14 protein-coding genes are annotated in these 15,735 nt (G+C 47.3%); 4 read left to right on the top strand and 10 right to left on the bottom strand.

Annotated features, from left to right (window positions below):
* Positions 1 to 6: 6 nt before the first annotated feature.
* The 4 genes from BLU12_RS03095 to BLU12_RS03080 are packed head-to-tail and all read left to right on the top strand — an operon-like array spanning position 7 to position 3,620.
* Positions 7 to 1,761, top strand: a complete 1,755-nt coding sequence (locus BLU12_RS03095; RefSeq protein ID WP_091460527.1) for a carbon starvation CstA family protein — start codon at positions 7 to 9, stop codon at positions 1,759 to 1,761.
* Positions 1,762 to 1,787: 26 nt separating this feature from the next.
* Positions 1,788 to 2,048 (top strand): hypothetical protein, encoded by a 261-nt coding sequence (locus tag BLU12_RS03090; protein ID WP_091460525.1) that lies wholly within the window; start codon positions 1,788 to 1,790, stop codon positions 2,046 to 2,048.
* Positions 2,008 to 3,024 (top strand): ArsA family ATPase, encoded by a 1,017-nt coding sequence (locus BLU12_RS03085; protein ID WP_234945404.1) that lies wholly within the window; start codon positions 2,008 to 2,010, stop codon positions 3,022 to 3,024. The genes BLU12_RS03090 and BLU12_RS03085 overlap by 41 nt, the downstream gene beginning before the upstream one ends.
* Positions 3,021 to 3,620: a hypothetical protein gene (locus BLU12_RS03080; protein ID WP_091460523.1), complete on the top strand. Its 600-nt coding sequence runs from the start codon at positions 3,021 to 3,023 to the stop codon at positions 3,618 to 3,620. The genes BLU12_RS03085 and BLU12_RS03080 overlap by 4 nt, the downstream gene beginning before the upstream one ends.
* Positions 3,621 to 3,670: 50 nt before the next feature.
* Here the strand turns inward: BLU12_RS03080 and glmS are convergent, their stop codons facing one another.
* From glmS to BLU12_RS03030, 10 genes are all read right to left on the bottom strand, one after another.
* Positions 3,671 to 5,503: a glutamine--fructose-6-phosphate transaminase (isomerizing) gene (gene glmS / locus BLU12_RS03075; RefSeq protein WP_091460765.1), complete on the bottom strand. Its 1,833-nt coding sequence runs from the start codon at positions 5,501 to 5,503 to the stop codon at positions 3,671 to 3,673.
* 404 nt (positions 5,504 to 5,907) lie between these two features.
* On the bottom strand, positions 5,908 to 7,428 hold the full coding sequence (locus tag BLU12_RS03070; protein ID WP_091460521.1) for a glycine betaine uptake BCCT transporter: 1,521 nt from the start codon (positions 7,426 to 7,428) through the stop codon (positions 5,908 to 5,910).
* A 73-nt stretch (positions 7,429 to 7,501) separates the two neighbouring features.
* Positions 7,502 to 8,827 carry a glycine/betaine/sarcosine/D-proline family reductase selenoprotein B gene (locus BLU12_RS03065; RefSeq protein ID WP_091460519.1) on the bottom strand — a complete coding sequence of 442 codons (1,326 nt, stop codon included), beginning with the start codon at positions 8,825 to 8,827 and terminating at the stop codon, positions 7,502 to 7,504.
* Positions 8,828 to 8,846: 19 nt separating this feature from the next.
* Positions 8,847 to 10,157, bottom strand: a complete 1,311-nt coding sequence (locus BLU12_RS03060) for a glycine/sarcosine/betaine reductase component B subunit (protein ID WP_091460518.1) — start codon at positions 10,155 to 10,157, stop codon at positions 8,847 to 8,849.
* Positions 10,158 to 10,227: 70 nt separating this feature from the next.
* Positions 10,228 to 10,701: a glycine/sarcosine/betaine reductase complex selenoprotein A gene (gene grdA / locus BLU12_RS03055; RefSeq protein ID WP_083489979.1), complete on the bottom strand. Its 474-nt coding sequence runs from the start codon at positions 10,699 to 10,701 to the stop codon at positions 10,228 to 10,230.
* A 164-nt stretch (positions 10,702 to 10,865) separates the two neighbouring features.
* Positions 10,866 to 11,534: a response regulator gene (locus tag BLU12_RS03050; RefSeq protein WP_091460516.1), complete on the bottom strand. Its 669-nt coding sequence runs from the start codon at positions 11,532 to 11,534 to the stop codon at positions 10,866 to 10,868.
* Positions 11,521 to 12,648 carry a PAS domain-containing sensor histidine kinase gene (locus BLU12_RS03045; RefSeq protein WP_091460515.1) on the bottom strand — a complete coding sequence of 376 codons (1,128 nt, stop codon included), beginning with the start codon at positions 12,646 to 12,648 and terminating at the stop codon, positions 11,521 to 11,523. The genes BLU12_RS03050 and BLU12_RS03045 overlap by 14 nt, the downstream gene beginning before the upstream one ends.
* Positions 12,649 to 12,775: 127 nt before the next feature.
* Positions 12,776 to 13,222: a hypothetical protein gene (locus tag BLU12_RS03040; protein ID WP_091460513.1), complete on the bottom strand. Its 447-nt coding sequence runs from the start codon at positions 13,220 to 13,222 to the stop codon at positions 12,776 to 12,778.
* A gap of 3 nt (positions 13,223 to 13,225) precedes the next feature.
* Positions 13,226 to 14,041 carry a DUF3100 domain-containing protein gene (locus BLU12_RS03035; protein WP_091460512.1) on the bottom strand — a complete coding sequence of 272 codons (816 nt, stop codon included), beginning with the start codon at positions 14,039 to 14,041 and terminating at the stop codon, positions 13,226 to 13,228.
* Positions 14,042 to 14,075: 34 nt separating this feature from the next.
* Positions 14,076 to 15,275 (bottom strand): M20 metallopeptidase family protein, encoded by a 1,200-nt coding sequence (locus BLU12_RS03030; RefSeq protein WP_091460510.1) that lies wholly within the window; start codon positions 15,273 to 15,275, stop codon positions 14,076 to 14,078.
* Positions 15,276 to 15,735: the final 460 nt, after the last annotated feature.

Genomic DNA, 15,735 nt, shown 5'->3' with positions numbered 1-15,735 from the left:
GAAGGGATGAACACCTCGGTTTTATTGATAATCGGAATCTTCATTTATCTCGTCTGCTATTTATGGTATGGCAAAAGCCTCGAGCGAAGGGTCGTCGGAGCAGATAATTCCAGACCGACCCCTGCGCATTCCAAGTTTGACGATGTAGATTTCGTTCCCTCGCACCCTGCCGTCTTATTCGGACATCACTTCGCTTCAATTGCAGGCGGAGCGCCAATACTCGGCCCTGCCTTGGCCATGGCTTGGGGTTGGTGGGCGGGTTTGCTTTGGATTTGGTTTGGAAACATATTGATTGGAGCAGTCCACGACTATTTGGCTATCATGGCTTCAGTACGACACGAGGGGAGATCGATCCAGTGGATAGCCGGCAAGATGATGCGCCCACGCACGTCCTACCTTTTCCAGGTATTCGCTTACCTCACGCTTGTCCTGGCCCTTGCTGCGTTCGCTACATCTTTAGCATATCTATATATAGCCCGTCCCGACGTGGCGAGCATGTCCGTTTGGTTTATAGCAGCTGCAATTGTAACGGGTATTTTGCTGTACAAGCTGCGGATCAACTTTGTATTAGGAAGCATTATTGGGATTTCCCTGACCCTCGGTGCTATATGGCTGGGGTCTTTGACTCCGCTGAGCATCAGTTATAAGGGGTGGTTAATTATATTCTTCGTATATATGATGGCAGCTAGCTCCTTGCCGGTGTGGATATTGCTTCAACCGCGGGACTACCTTAACTCCTATATACTCGTTTTTGGTCTTGCCCTGGGAGTTGTTGCTTTAATTTTCGTGGGGGCAAAGATGGAGTTGGCCGGCTTTACAAGTTGGAGTCCGAATATCGTCGGAGGAGTACCGTCTCCCTACTGGCCAGTTGTTCCCCTGATAATTGCCTGTGGTTCCCTCTCGGGGATACACGGGCTCATTGGCTCAGGAACAACCTCCAAACAGCTGGACAAGGAGACTCAGGGCCTTATCGTAGGCTACGGAGGCATGCTGACCGAAGGGTTGCTCTCTTCGGTCGTAACGGTGACCATTGCTGCCTTCGGCTTGCTCGTATTTAAGGAAGCAAGCGGAAGGCTCTCCGAAATCGGCGTAGTGGCTGAAAGCTTAAAGGAACCTCTCTATCTTGGCAAAAATTATGTAAAGGCCATAGGAGCTGTCGGAGGCCCCTTGGGCATTTTTACGGAAAGCTACGGAAGACTTTTCGAGCAGGCCTTTGGCATCTCTGCCCAGGCAGGGACGATCTTTTCAAGCCTATGGGTTTCTGCCTTTACCCTTACTTCCATGGATACAGGGAACAGAGTGTTGCGTTTTGCCTGGGAAGAGGTGTGGGAGCCGCTTAAAAGCAGCGGAGGGATTTTTCACAGGGCAATTACCCACCGTTGGCTGGCGTCGGCTATACCATCGGCTCTGAGCATAGCCCTTGCCTGGGGCAAAGCCTACAGCGTGCTATGGCCAGCCTTCGGCGGCGCAAATCAAATGCTTGCAGCCGCTACTTTGTTAACTATCGCTCTGTGGGTGTTGCAGCTTGGCACTGCTCCCAAAGGGCACGTAAGGTTCATAATCGCCTGTGCAGGAGCTTTATGGTTTACAGTCTTCGTAGGGCTTTGGTGGTTTTTGTTTGCCGTCCCCTCTTCGCCTTTGGTGCGGGGATTCGTAGTTTTGGAGATCCTTCTGGCCCTCATATTCCTATATGATTTTTATCGTTCTTTGCAGAATACGTCGACTATAAAAGCAAAATATCCCGAGACGATAAAGCCTTAATTTAAGACTTGAGCGAAGGCAGTTCCATGATCGGCGAGGACTTTTTTGAGCTTTTAAAGAAAATAACAAAACTTCAGGCCACGGATTACGTCAAAGCGGAACTTACGGCGCAGGAAGAGGCATTTGCCCTTTTGCTTTTGGGCAGCTTCATCGGATTGCCGGCTCCTTCGGCGGGGTTGGTAATCCGGCTTCTTCCTCATTTGGGGCCGGAACTTGAACTTTTAGAAAGGCGAGTGGCAGAAAGCGATGACCTTTTTGCGCAAGTTGCTGGAGTCCTTAAGATCTAGGCCTGAAAAAAGCAAATCTTTTGCCAATGAGGGGTGGGCAAAGTCTAAGCGCTTCATCGTAATGGGCAAAGGCGGAACGGGAAAGACCACGATCTCTTCCGCATTGGCACGCGCTCTTTCGTCGAAGGGCAAAGGCGTCTTGGCCGTCTCTTTAGATCCTGCCCACAATTTGGGCGATGTCCTAGGGTGCCCCTTAAGTAGCGAGCCTCAAAAGATTGACGATCGCCTGACCGCCTTTGAATTGGATTTGGACGAGCAAGTACAACGCTTCGTCGAAGATAAGTTGCGTCGGATGCGCCCCTTTTATGGCAATTTACAAATATTTAATGCGGACAAATTACTTGAGACCATCAAGCAATCTCCGGGCATGGAGGAATTTGCCGTCCTTGAAGCCATTAGGGAGATATCTACTTTTGCAGAAAAGTGCGATGCAGTGGTGCTTGATACCCCTCCCACTGGCATGACCGTGAGAGTTTTGTCTCTTCCCGATATCACGCTTATTTGGATAGCCGAACTCATGAAGTTGCGTTCTAAAATTTTGGACAGGCGCGCTTACATTCAAAATATCGAAGGAAGCAATATCGAAACTAATCCGAGCAACGATCCTGTCATGGCTGAACTTTGCAGGTATAAGAGCGAAATTGAGTCGACCAAGAACTTTTTGCTCGGGGAAGATTCATTTATATTTTTGGTGCTTCAGGCCGATAAACTTTCGGTATCTGAAACTGAAAGGACCATCAAAAAATTAGATAGCAACGGTTATGCAATAACTGCCTGTTTTATAAACAAGGCTTTGAAAGTTGAAAGGCGCAATTTTCTATATGATTCATGCGGGTTATCGAACTTGATGAAACTTTATGACAAGATACCGTGGATAGAGTTACCCGACCTTGGAAGGGACATCTCCGACCCTCAAAATTTGCTCATCCTAGGCGATATAATTTGCAATTTTCTCGATGCGGGTGATGCAAGGTGAACGCGGGCGTTGCTTTATTGGTCGTTTTAGGTTTGGTGGCAAGCCTTCAATACTGGCGTGGCAGGAGGTTGAACTTAACTTTAATCAGGGAGCTTGTAAGGCAGATGGAGGAAGCTCTTCAACCTGTAAACAAAAATTACACTTGGATAGGCGGGTATGTCGGCGTAGTGGCCGAATATGATTTGAAGCACGAGGTTTACGAAAAGGTCAAGGGGACAATTTCTCTCTTGCCCCATCATAGCTTGCTTTATTTCCCAATTTCCCTTCTTTTGGGGCGAAGGGACAGGGTTTATATATTGATCTATCCTAAAAGAAAGCTTAAGGGGAAAGCTCATATAACTAGGGGGAAAATCAAAGGTATATCTCAAGCTTCTTTCAAAGATACGGTGAGAGTAAAGGGCGTTGTCCTGCAAAGGAGCTATAATAGCAAAGAAGAGGCCGAATTTATGACGAAGATCATCTCCCGAGTCAAAGATCCTTCCTCCCTGGAGGACCTGGCTGCTAATGTTGAGGAAAACGCCTATTATGCTAGGTTAAGGATCGGCCGAGGGGATATTTCAGAACTGTTAAGGTGTTTTATTGCGACCGTAAATTAATATATAAATATGGCGCCGAAGTTTGAAGTTTTCGGCGCCATATTATGATTTTATTCCACCGTTACGCTCTTAGCTAAGTTCCTGGGCTTGTCTATTTCGCATCCGCGCTTTTTGGCCACGTGGTAGGCAAAAAGCTGTAAGGGCACGACCGTCACGAAGGGAGAAAACTCCTCCAAAGTTGATGGAACGTATAAGACATGGTCCGCGTCACTCGCCAGTCGCTCGTCGCCATCGAAACCCACTGCAATTATAGGAGCGTGCCTTGCCTTTGCCTCCTGTATATTGGACAAAGTTTTCTCGTGAAGGCTATCTTTGGGTGCAACGACTACCACTGGCACGTTTGGATCGATCAACGCAATTGGGCCGTGTTTCATCTCGCCTGCGGCGTAAGCTTCGGCGTGAATGTAGGATATTTCCTTTAACTTCAATGCTCCCTCGAGGGCTATGGGAAAGGACATCCCCCTTCCCAAAAAAAGGAAGTTTTTGTAATCTGCAAATTTCCACGCCAGATCTTCGATGGAGGGCTCGCGTTCCAATATAGTCTCTATCTTGTAAGCCAGCTGAATCATTTCGTCGGTCAATTCCTTTTGCTTTTGATCGGATAGGGTGCCCTTAATTTTTGCTATATACAGCGCCAGCAGGTAGAGGGAAGTTATCTGTCCCATAAAGGTCTTTGTCGCCGCTACCCCTATCTCCGGGCCTGCTTTGAGAAGCAAAAAGTCATCGCAGCTTCTTGCAAGCGTAGAACCCTGAACGTTAGTGACTGCCAATGAATACGCCCCTGATTCGCGAGCTTTTCTTTGAGCTGCAAGGGTATCGGCAGTTTCTCCCGATTGGGAGACGAAAACTACCAAAGTATCGGGAGAGATTTTGCTATCCCTGTAACGATATTCGGAGGCGATGTCTACCTTTATATCCAGATCAGTCCAACGTTCGAAAACCCTTTCAGCGATTAGCGATGCATAATAGGATGTTCCGCAGGCAACTAGGTGTATTGCCTTGAACCCCTTGATGGTCTCTTCGTCCATGGCGAGTTCGCCCGACAGGTCCACCTTTCCGTCGTGGATCCTGCCTTTGATAGTAGCTCTGCAAACTCCTCCCTGCTCGTGGATTTCCTTCAGCATATAGTGAGGATATCCGCCCATCTCGGCCATCGATAGATCCCATTCTATAAAAAAGCTTTTTTTCTCGATGGGCATTCCCCTTTCGTCCCACACCTTAATTCCCCGGGGCGAAAGCTCTGCAATGTCCCCGTCGTCCATGTATATAACTTTCCTCGTGTAGGGAAGGATGGCCGGAATATCTGAAGCGCAAAGTGCCTCGCCATCTCCCAGTCCCAACACAAGGGGTGAGCCCTTGCGCATGCAGTATATGTGATCGGTATCATCCCTGTTTAGTATCGCCAAGGCGTATGAACCCCTCAACCTAGATTGCAGGTACGTGAGAGCATTTAACATATTGCCATCGTATATTTTATAGAGCAAATGAGCTATCACTTCTGTATCCGTCTGAGAAGCGAAGGTAATGCCCTGGGCAGATAGCTCATCTTTAAGTTCGTGATAATTCTCTATTATGCCGTTATGAGCCAGGACAAAACGCTTATATCCGTCCGAGTGAGGGTGGGCGTTTACCGCGGAGACTCCGCCGTGCGTAGCCCAACGGGTATGGCCTATACCGATGTTGCCCTTTGGAGCGCGATTGGAGACGATGCGCTCGAGGTCAGAGACCTTTCCAACTTCCTTTATGATTTCTATTTCTTTGTTGTTAAGGACAGCAATGCCTGCCGAATCATATCCCCTGTATTCAAGTCTTTTCAGACCGTCCAAAAGCACACCACAAACATCTCTATAGCCTATATAGCCGACTATACCGCACAAAGTCATTTCATCCTTTCTATTTTCCCGACACAAGGAAGATTGTCGCCTCCTTTGTCCCGCAGATCGCTCCACGGTTTTGTAAGACGACTTACTGGCCTACCTTCCCAGGCCACGGGGGCATCCGCCGATAGGTTCGATTCTCCCCCAACCTCGTCAACTGGTCTGCAACCAGTCCCGGCGCTTGACCACACTACCGCTGATTCCGTAAATGTCTAAAAATGTCTTTCGATGCCCTTCACCTCCTTTAAGCCGAATAACATCTCTACATAAAGAAGAAGAGATGGGCACTTCTTGAGGAAGTGCCTCTCTCCGCCTTTTGTCAGTATATCTAAAAACCCGGAAATTATCAATAAAGTTTCACATGGGAAAATGCTTTTATTTCAGCGTAGATATAAAACAGAGAAACATCTTCAGCTTCCAATCTCCCTTAAAGCTGCCTCGTCGGATTTTAAGGCCTTCACCAGAGAATAGCAGGCAAGGATCATGATAATAGCGAAAGGAGCTGCGGCAGCTATGGATGCTATTTGCAGTGCCTGCAGTCCTCCTCCCATCAATAGCACAAAGGCCAGTGCTGCTTGCAATACTCCCCAAATTGCCATCTTTTGTCTGGGCGGGTTTAAGTCTCCTTGAGTCGAGTACATCGATAGGACGAAGGTCGCAGAGTTGGCTGAGGTTATGAAAAACGTAGAGATCAATATTACCATTACTACGGACATTATCATTCCCAAGGGATAGTGCATGTACATTTCAAAGACTCCCGTGGAAATATCGGTGCTCACGGTAGATGCGATATTTGCCAAGCCCTTAAGCTCCAAATAAAGAGCTGAGGTTCCAAATACGGCAAACCAGGTAAAACAACCCAATGCTGGGACGACGAGCACTCCCGTAACGAATTGTCTTATAGTCCTTCCCCTCGATATCCTTGCGATAAAGGAGCCCACAAATGGCGCCCAGGCGATCCACCAGGCCCAGTAAAAGAGCGTCCAACCTCCGAGCCACTGCCTGAATTCTCCGCCATATGGAGCCATGGCAAAACTTTCGGGAACAACGTTAGCCAAATATTCGCCTATGCCCGTAAGAAGGGATTCCAATATGGAGATGGTTGGCCCCAGCGCGAAAAGGGACAAACACAACAGCGTGGCGATAAATAGATTGAAATTGGCAATGAACTTAATGCCCCTTTCCAATCCCGATACGGCCGATCCCGTGTAAACAAGACACAATGTCGCAATTATAAGAAATTGGACAGTTATGGTCTGAGGCACCCCGAATATGTATTTTAACCCGCTGTTGATCTGTAAGACGCCAAGGCCAAGCGAGGTAGCTACACCAGCGGCTGTCGCAAAAATGGCCAGGACATCCACTAATTTGCCAAAAGGTCCCCTCACGCCCTTCTCTCCTATGAGGGGAGTAAAAAAGCTGCTGATCAGCCCCGGCGAATCTTTCCTAAACTGAAAATATCCTAATGGCAAAGCGATGACCGTATAAGCTGCCCAGGGATGCAAACCCCAGTGAAAGAAGGAAATCCTCATAGCATCTGTGGCTGCCTTGACAGATCCCGGTTCAGATGCAAAGGGTGGATTTAAAAAATGAAATATCGGCTCACCAACTCCGTAGAATACTAGCCCCACGCCCATTCCGGCAGAAAAGAGCATTGCAAACCATGAAAGGGTGTTGAATTCGGGCTTCGAATCGGCAGGGCCTAGCTTCAATTTTCCGTACTTGCTTATTGCCAATCCGACGGGAAAAACGACGAAAAAGGTCATGGAAAGCATGTACCCCCAGCCGAAGTTATGTATGAGGAAGTTAAAGAGGCTGTTTGCCGCCGATCCGAAGCCTTCGGGGGACAAGAACCCCCATATAACTATAGCGGCGATGACTAGCATGGAGATTATATATACCGAATTATCCTTGCGATTGTCGTTTATCATTCTGTGGCCTCCTTTGTGATGACAAATGTGATGCGCAAAAGGGAGGCTCAAGGCCTCCCATTTGCTTATCAAACTATATCTTTACCGGAAAAACGGTCTGTTCGTTAATGTCAGTCTCGAGAGCATCGAGAGCCACGCCGACGCGATGGAAGCGCAATTTCCATTCGTCTTCCGGCGAAAGGTTGGGGTTTCCAAGGGGATAGGGAACCGCAACACCGGGTACGATGCGGTTTACCCCTACGGTCTTAGCAATATTGATGAGGTTGCAAATTACCACCACAGGAATGCCCGTACGTTCGATTTCCTTTGCGATCGTTGACCCGCAACGAGTACAGGTTCCTCAAGTCGCCGTTAAAACTACTGCTCCTACGTTTCTTTCCTTGAGCTTTTGGGCTATCTCACGGCCCATTCTGGCTGCTTCAGCCTGTGTAGTGCCGGTGCCGACGGTTACGTAATATTGGTCATCAACCTCTCCGATGCGCCCCTCTTTTTGGTACTGGCGTATGGCGTCAAGGGGAAGGACGACGTTGGGGTTTTTGTTGGCCTGCTCGGGATCGTAACCGGCATGTATTGTCTTAAACTCAGGTGCCGTCAGGAGATCGAGCTTGGAAATGTCGTAGGCGCCCCATTTCGTAGCCGAGCAGGACTGTATCCTGTCGGGGTTGTCCTTGGGGACGATGCCTCCGGAAGTGACTAAGGCAATCTTTACCTTGCGAAGGTCCTTTACTGCTGGGGCTATAGGCACCCTTTCCTGTTTTGGTATGGGAAGTTCGGTCTCGTAGGGCTCGCCTTTGAGCTTTTTAAGGAGCATTTCAAATGCCCTGTCGGCTGCGCATTTAGGCTCCACACCAAGGTCCTCGAGGAAGACCTCATGACGTATGCCTCTTGGAAAGTAGCCTTCCATTGAGGCAGGAAGCAGTTTATCTCCACGAGCTATTTTATCGGCAAAGGCGGCCATCTTTTCGACGTCCTGCTTCATATAGGTTGCACGACGTCCGCCTTTAAATATGTACATGTTGGATTTAAACATCTCCACCGCAGGGTTTTCCTCGTTCATGGAGGTGATAGCTGGGACACCGAACCTTTCCTTTACGGCCTTGCAGATCGTTCCGCAGGCCACGCCGTAGCGACCTGCATTGAAGGCAGGGCCTGCCAGGAAGACGTCGAACTTCAATCCCTCAAGCATCTTTAAAATCCGAGCGACCGCTTCCTCAGGATGAGATGCCATGAAGTTGTCTCCGCATATTACGGTATGGGTGATCTTGACTTCCTTCATGGATTCGTTTAAAAGAAGCCCTGGCCCGACCGGACCTTCCTGCAATACAGGTTCGAAATCGGCGCTTTCTTCTCCTCCCACCTGCCCGAAGAACTGGTTTATGTAATGAACGGCCTTTAACATAAAATCATCCCCTCATTTCCTAAAACTCGGCGCAGGTCTTCATCGAAAACCCGCTTATGTGATCGGAGCAAAAGAAGGCGTTATTTTCCATAATGACCGATCCGTCATCCCTGACACAGCCTTCCCAGCCTCCGGAAAGCCCGTCTCTGGCAAGGGATTCAAGCTCCCCTAAAACCGTTTTCATAGGAGGAAGCTCGTAAAGCTCGGAGACGTTTCCGGTTGACACAAGCGCATTTGCCCTCTCATCCAAGGCAACAAGGGGTTGAGAGGTTCCGTCGCGTCCCGTGCATTCGTTCGTTATGCCCACTGTCTTGATGCCAGCCTTTTCAAGTTCCACGAGGGTGAGGATGTAGTCTACGTCGGGGTTTCCGTAGCCTTCCTCGGCAACTATGGCACCCTCTGCGCCCAAAGATTTTGCGATGTTTGCCACCATCATGGCAGACCTTATCTTTTCTTCCATCACTACGTTGAGGTTAGACAGTACGACGCCCAAGAAGTTGATCGTCCTTCCGTGTTCCCTCATCAGGCGCTTTATCATGGGATTGTTTACCCACTCATAGGTAGAAATCTTCGACGAGCAGGGCATGAAGCTTCCAGATATTATGGCTCCGTCAAGAATTTCGTTGGGATGAAGGTATGTAGGAAGCATGCGGTTGCCGTCCCAGCCGTAGACCAGGGCGTTGTAGCCCAAGGCCTCCATCTGCGTTTGAATTTGAGGCACGTAGACGACCGATGGCAGATTTGTTACCTCGGAAGTCCTTTCGTTTACGGGCTCAAGCTCCCACGTCTCTATCTCTTCAGGTTCCAAGTCTTTTACGCATTTTCCGATGTATTCGGATAACCTCATTCCTGCCCAACGAAGGGCGCGGTTTTTCTTCTGCTGCTCGTGCCTTTCGAATTCCTCGTCGGTATCCCCGACTAATACCAGGTTGGGCATGGATCCGAAAATGGTGTTTCGCTGTGCCGGTCCGCTCATGTCGATGAGGCCGTCCTGAAAGGATCCCCAATGTTTTCCCACCACTAAAAGCGAGCATCCCTTTAGTGCGTGCGTTCTTCCGGCCCCGACCGGCTCCACAGGCGCCGTGCAGCCAGGATATACGGACTGGCCTCCCGATACCTTGCAACGCATCTCGTAGGCTTCCTTTACGGGAACGAGCCTCACCTCGTCTCCCGGCCTTACGATGTAAAGCTCGGCTTCGGTTATGTGAGAGTCCTCGAAGACGACGTCTAAAGCCTCTTTCTTGTTGACCGTTAATACACCTTTTTCGTAGAAGGTCTTGTCGCCGAAGACGATATCTTTCACTGTAAATTTACCAATTTCAAGTTTCATAACTTAACACTTCCCTTCAAAATTAGGTAGTCCCGCAACTTGCTGTCGTAATTACGTCAATACGACAGGCCTAGAGCTCGTATTTGCTGTGCTCTTTTCTCATTTCGGCAACAGCATCGATCAGGCCTTGGACGTCCAAGACCATTTCCATCATGCCGAGCTGCTCTTCCCAAAGTGTTGGGTCTACCTTTTCTTTGAATAGGGGATCGAAAATGTGATACACGGCGAGCCCCAACGGGGCTCCGGCTAATGGCCCTGCAAATGTGGGATCACCAGCAGTTACGGTCTCCGCGTAAATCGACGCACCTTCCGCGTCGGAACTTCCAAGTACGACCACCACATTTTCCGGTCCGTACTTTTCAGCTATGTCCTTTACGCGCTGCTGGTTTTGCAGGTCCATCGCCCCTGCCGCAGTTCAGACGAAGCACTCCGTCACGGCAAAGGCGATATCACAACCGAGGGGTTTTAAAACTTCTTCCATAACCGGGGCGGGTATTCCGTCCCTTTCTCCGAGCAGGATGAATTTTTTGCCCTCAAAAGCCATTTTATACCCTCCTTCCTATTTGTGAAAATACCGAAGAATAAGAGATACCATTCACATATACATGCAAACAATATTCTCATAAATCGATGATTTGTTTTTAGTATAGAAAGGAAATCGGCCGAGGAGCAATTGTAAAAAACTTGAATTTTGACTAGCGCCTAGTGCTAGTCGTCATCGTCCAGACCTACCAAGCCTTCCCTAATGGCGTAGCGGGTAAGATCCGCAATATTAGCGCAATTCAGCTTTTCCATGATATTTTTTCTGTGTGTGTCGACGGTACTTTTGCTGATCGAAAGTTTGGAGGCAATGGATTTGGTGTGTTCTCCTTTGACCAAAAGCCTTAAAACCTCCATTTCTCTGGGAGATAGTTTATTTTCAGCGGCAAGCACGCCTCCTCTTTTTAATAGCAAATAATCTTCCAGGACGATCTTTGCGGCTTTGGGCGTTAGGTATACGAGGTCCTGTGAAACTGCTTTTATACCTTGGACAAATTCATCTATGCTGCAATCCTTTAAAATATAACCGCGAGCTCCGGCTTCCAGAATTTGTGAAATCATCCCTCTGTCCAGGTGCATTGAAAGGGCTATTATCTTTACTTTCGGATGTCTTTGCGACAGCATCTTTGTTGCATCGATCCCGTTCATATCAGGCATGGTAATGTCCATGACCACTATATCGGGGTTATAACGAGGGACCAGTTTTAATGCCTCACGTCCACTGGAAGCCTTGCCCACGACGGAAATGGCTTCTTCCTTCGATAAAAGCTCGCTTAATCCATCTAAAAAGATCTTATGATCGTCCACCAAAAGAACCTTTATCTCATCGGACGCCATGTTCCAACCTCCTTGGGGCTGTCAAAGATACCGTAGTCCCCTTTCCCGGCTCTGATATGATTTGAATCGAACCGCCTATAGAATGAAGCCTCTCCTTTATGCTGAAAAGCCCGAATCCGGAGGCTGTCGGTTGTGAGCGCCTCTTTTTGATTATGAAACCCCTTCCGTCGTCTTCGACTACCACGCGAACCTTATTCTTGCCGTGATGCAGGCGAATAAAGACGCGAGAGGCTTTTGCGTGTTTAACAACGTTTATCAACAATTCTCTTGTCATTTGGTAGAGCAACACAGAGATATCCGTATCGATCTTTTCAGAAGCGTCGCCTTTTTCCTGAAAATCTACATCTATGCCGTGAGGTTTTAGAATTTGTTCAGCCACTGATTCTAGCGCTGCTCCGAGGCCAACATCGTACAGCAGAGGCGAACTTATCTCAAAGGTGAGGGTTCTGGTATCCTGTATCACATTATCCAGCATCTTCATGATTTCTTCCAACTCATTTTTGGCGTTATGGTCTTGGGCTATTCCGTGGAGGCGTTGCAATCGGTGCATTATCATGGCCAGAGAATAACCCACTCTATCGTGAATTTTTGTGGCTATACTGTGCCTCGTTTCCTCTTCCGTCAGAGAAGTCTTTGCTATCAGTTTCCTAAGTTCCTCGCGGTAACTTAGAAGCTGGGACTCGCTTTTTCGAAGTGCCTCTTCGGTTCTTTTCCAATTTGTCATGTCGAGAAAGACTACAGCTACCTGACCTTTTGCGGGGCTGAACCCGAGGCCGTAGAGATATTTGCCCGTGTCGCGACTTTCTCCTTCGTGATGTTTAGACCGTCCGCTGCGGGCCACATCGATAACAAGCTGGTGCCATTCCTTTTCAGCACAGGGCCAGACTTCCGCGAAAGTATGGCCCACGACCTGCTTTCTTTTGACCCCCATTACTCTTTCGTAGGCGGGATTGACGTCCAGAAAAACCACTTCCGTTGGATTGCCATTATCATCATATATAACCCTATAGAGCGCGATAGGGTCAAATATCCTGTAAAAAAGCTTACGGTTTATAGCTGCGACGATCGAATCAAGGTCGCCCTTCGAGGATTCCGGATAGAGGGATCGTTGCACTTGTCGTCACTGCCTTTACAAATCCTTGTATTGGTTTTACTAAACCTTGCATGTTATTTTTATCATTTTTTAGCCAAAATGCAAATCTCGGGTCAATTTATCTGGGAGTTCAACTAAAAAATATAATTTAAATTTCTCCTATCAGTTTCAAAATTAACTGAGCTATTATCGTAGAACCAATATAAGTTCCTATAAAAACGACAAATGAAACTACTAAAATTCGCAACCCCGTTTTTTTCAGCGTACCCAAGTCTTTTCCAATGGAGATACCTGCGTATGCAAGTATTGGTGTAGCTAGGGCTAAAAAATTAACCTTTTGTGCCCAAGCGTTAAATACAGCCGAACCGGGAAATCCCGGAATGGTAATTATGCATCCTATTGTGACTATATAGGCTACTGCAGGGATTCTAACGGGAATTACTTTTGAGCATGAAACTCCAAGTATACTTATGACGATTAAGAAGATCATTCCCGGAATGGCGTCTATCATTGGGATATTTGCTCCAATGAAGTTGCCCACCAAAGTAATGATGCCGATAATTATAAGAACAGCAAGAACTTCTCCGATCTTCATCGATTAGCCCTCCTTAACGGCAGATTGACTTGGATAAGTGCCATATTTCATTTTATAGAACTTCCTATACAGCCATTCCGTCATTGGCAAGGCTATCCAGAGGGACATATAAACCCCGTCTAGGCCGCTTAACATATTGCTTGCAGCTCCCAAGGCCTGAATTTTATCGGCTATTTCAGGAAACATAGCGCTCAAAGCGCCAACGGAGGCTGTCATCATGCTTGCGCTTCCTACCCCAGAGGCCATGGCCAGAGCTAGAGGGTGGAAAATTCCCATTGCGGCAGTGAATGTTGCCATTAGACCAAAGAAAATAGTACCAAAGACCGTTCCGCAGATGTAAACTCCCATGACTCCTTGGCCTTCAGGAGTATCCAAGCCGTAGATGTCACCTATCAAAGCCACATTAGGCTCTCTGGCGATCGAATGGGCAGCTCCAATTGTTTCTCGCCTGAGTCCTAAATACACCGCGATAGGTACGCCTAAAAAGAGGGTTCCCAAGTTTCCAAGTTCTTGCAATATTAAAGCAGGACTTGTCCTAAGGATCATAGGGATGTTTGGGCCTACTGTAGTTCCATATTTTGCCATTAACAGCATTAAAGTTACGCCTACTAAACTTCCAGCATCGATCATATCTTTATGACTGGCCAATTTTAAAAATTTGGGACCGAGGAAAATACCCATGATTAGCGCATATAACATCGGCAGTAAAACAATTTTTCCGGGACCGATGGGAAACGAAAAAGCGCCGATCCACTCGGCTATTATAACCAATATCAATGCGAGAAAATGAATTTTCCAATTTTTAATCGCCTCAAGCATGCAAATTTCCCCCTCTCAGACACCTTTGTGCTTATTATTGTGAATTTTTAGTTAATTCTTCTAAAGCGATAATAGCAGAAACGGAAAAAAGCGCGGCTCCTCTCCAGAGGGCGTCTTCATCCGCTTTGAAATGTGGACTGTGCCATGGGTGTATAGCATCTATATCGGGATTGCCCACGCCAAGCCAGAAATAACACCCAGGGACCCTTTTTTGGTACAGTGCGAAATCCTCACCTCCCATCGAAGGAGTTGGTAGGATGATGCCGTCTTCGCCAAATACCTTTTGGGCTGTCCACAAAGCTATCTTCGTTGCCTCCGGATGATTTACGACGGGAGGAAGATCTCTGCGATAGTTAAATTCGACCTTACACCCTAAGCTTGAGGCAGTATTTTCAACGGTTCTTTTCATCCAGCCTTCAATGGAATCGCGAAGGCCCTCATCGAAGGTACGCACTGTGCCGGTAAGCTTTACCTCATCGGGGATTACGTTATTGGCCATCCCCCCATTGATACTTCCAAAGCTAATGACAGCAGCCTTTTGGGGATCGACGTTTCTGCTTACGATAGTTTGCAGGTTCATAACTATAGAAGAAGCACATACTATAGGGTCAATTACTCTATGGGGATAAGCAGCGTGTCCTCCCTGCCCTCTTACGATTATAAAGGTGGAGTCCACAGCTGCCATTAAAGGGCCTTCCTTTAATCCTACTTTGCCTACCGGTATCTCGGGATTGTTGTGCAAACCAAATATAAAAGAGACTGGAGGATCCTCGAGCACGCCATCATCGATCATGGCCTTTGCCCCTGCGTTTATCTCCTCTGCCGGCTGAAAGATAAATTTGACGCTTCCTTGAAGTTCATCCTTAAAAGAAGCTAAAATTTTTGCAGCTCCTAAGGCGCAAGTGACGTGTATATCATGGCCGCAAGCGTGCATCACTCCATCGTTTTTAGAGGCATAAGAAAGGCCGGTCATCTCTTTCACGGGCAGTGCATCCATATCCGCCCTCAGCGCAACGGTTGGGTTTTCTTTTGCTCCTTTCAGTAAGGCGACCACACCAGTTTTCCCCACGTTTTCTTTGACTTCATAGCCCAATTCCTTCATATAAATGGCGATCTTCCTTGCCGTCTCGAACTCCTGAAAGCTAAGCTCAGGAAATTGATGGAATTCCCTTCGTAAAGCCCTTAGCTCCTCCGACATGGACTTGCTAAGTTTCGTCACTTCATCTGAATACATGCCAATTCCTCCTTGGTTACTCTTTGCCTGCCCGCAAGGCAAGCTCAGCCTTGGTCATGTAAAGGGGATGCCTCAGGCATATATCACGCACCTCTCGTTTAAAGCCGTGGATATTTGATTCGTCCTCGTTTTCAAGTACCCTTACGACAAGTTCTGCCACTGTAAAACGAGCAATTTCTATTAATATGATAAAAATCTTTTTAATTATTAGTTGCATGATAAGGGAAAAAACATGGCAGGTCAATCATAGGAAAGCATGGTAATTTATAATTATTACTTTCACAAGCAAAACAAACTTTACTGTTAAATAATATTAATTGCTATTGAAGTGATATGGGTTATTAATATTTTACTAACACGTAAGTAATATATACAAATAATCCATAACAATTAATATATGATATAATATATTAATATCATATTGGTATTTTAGTATTATTTATTTAAATAGTTATTAAAA

Origin of the sequence: Acetomicrobium thermoterrenum DSM 13490 (genome assembly GCF_900107215.1) — a bacterium.
In the GTDB taxonomy this organism is placed as follows: Bacteria; Synergistota; Synergistia; order Synergistales; family Acetomicrobiaceae; genus Acetomicrobium; species Acetomicrobium thermoterrenum.
The sequence above is the reverse complement of the archived record's forward strand: the minus strand, read 5'-3'. Positions and strand labels throughout refer to the sequence as shown.

What these genes read in the sequence shown, in the direction of transcription:
- BLU12_RS03095 (WP_091460527.1), top strand. Translation starts at nt 7, where the DNA reads ATGAACACCTCGGTTTTATTGATAATCGGAATCTTCATTTATCTCGTC.
- BLU12_RS03090 (WP_091460525.1), top strand. Translation starts at nt 1,788, where the DNA reads ATGATCGGCGAGGACTTTTTTGAGCTTTTAAAGAAAATAACAAAACTT.
- BLU12_RS03085 (WP_234945404.1), top strand. Translation starts at nt 2,008, where the DNA reads ATGACCTTTTTGCGCAAGTTGCTGGAGTCCTTAAGATCTAGGCCTGAA.
- glmS (WP_091460765.1), bottom strand. Translation starts at nt 5,503, where the DNA reads ATGACTTTGTGCGGTATAGTCGGCTATATAGGCTATAGAGATGTTTGT.
- BLU12_RS03070 (WP_091460521.1), bottom strand. Translation starts at nt 7,428, where the DNA reads ATGATAAACGACAATCGCAAGGATAATTCGGTATATATAATCTCCATG.
- BLU12_RS03060 (WP_091460518.1), bottom strand. Translation starts at nt 10,157, where the DNA reads ATGAAACTTGAAATTGGTAAATTTACAGTGAAAGATATCGTCTTCGGC.
- BLU12_RS03050 (WP_091460516.1), bottom strand. Translation starts at nt 11,534, where the DNA reads ATGGCGTCCGATGAGATAAAGGTTCTTTTGGTGGACGATCATAAGATC.
- BLU12_RS03040 (WP_091460513.1), bottom strand. Translation starts at nt 13,222, where the DNA reads ATGAAGATCGGAGAAGTTCTTGCTGTTCTTATAATTATCGGCATCATT.
- BLU12_RS03035 (WP_091460512.1), bottom strand. Translation starts at nt 14,041, where the DNA reads ATGCTTGAGGCGATTAAAAATTGGAAAATTCATTTTCTCGCATTGATA.
- BLU12_RS03030 (WP_091460510.1), bottom strand. Translation starts at nt 15,275, where the DNA reads ATGTATTCAGATGAAGTGACGAAACTTAGCAAGTCCATGTCGGAGGAG.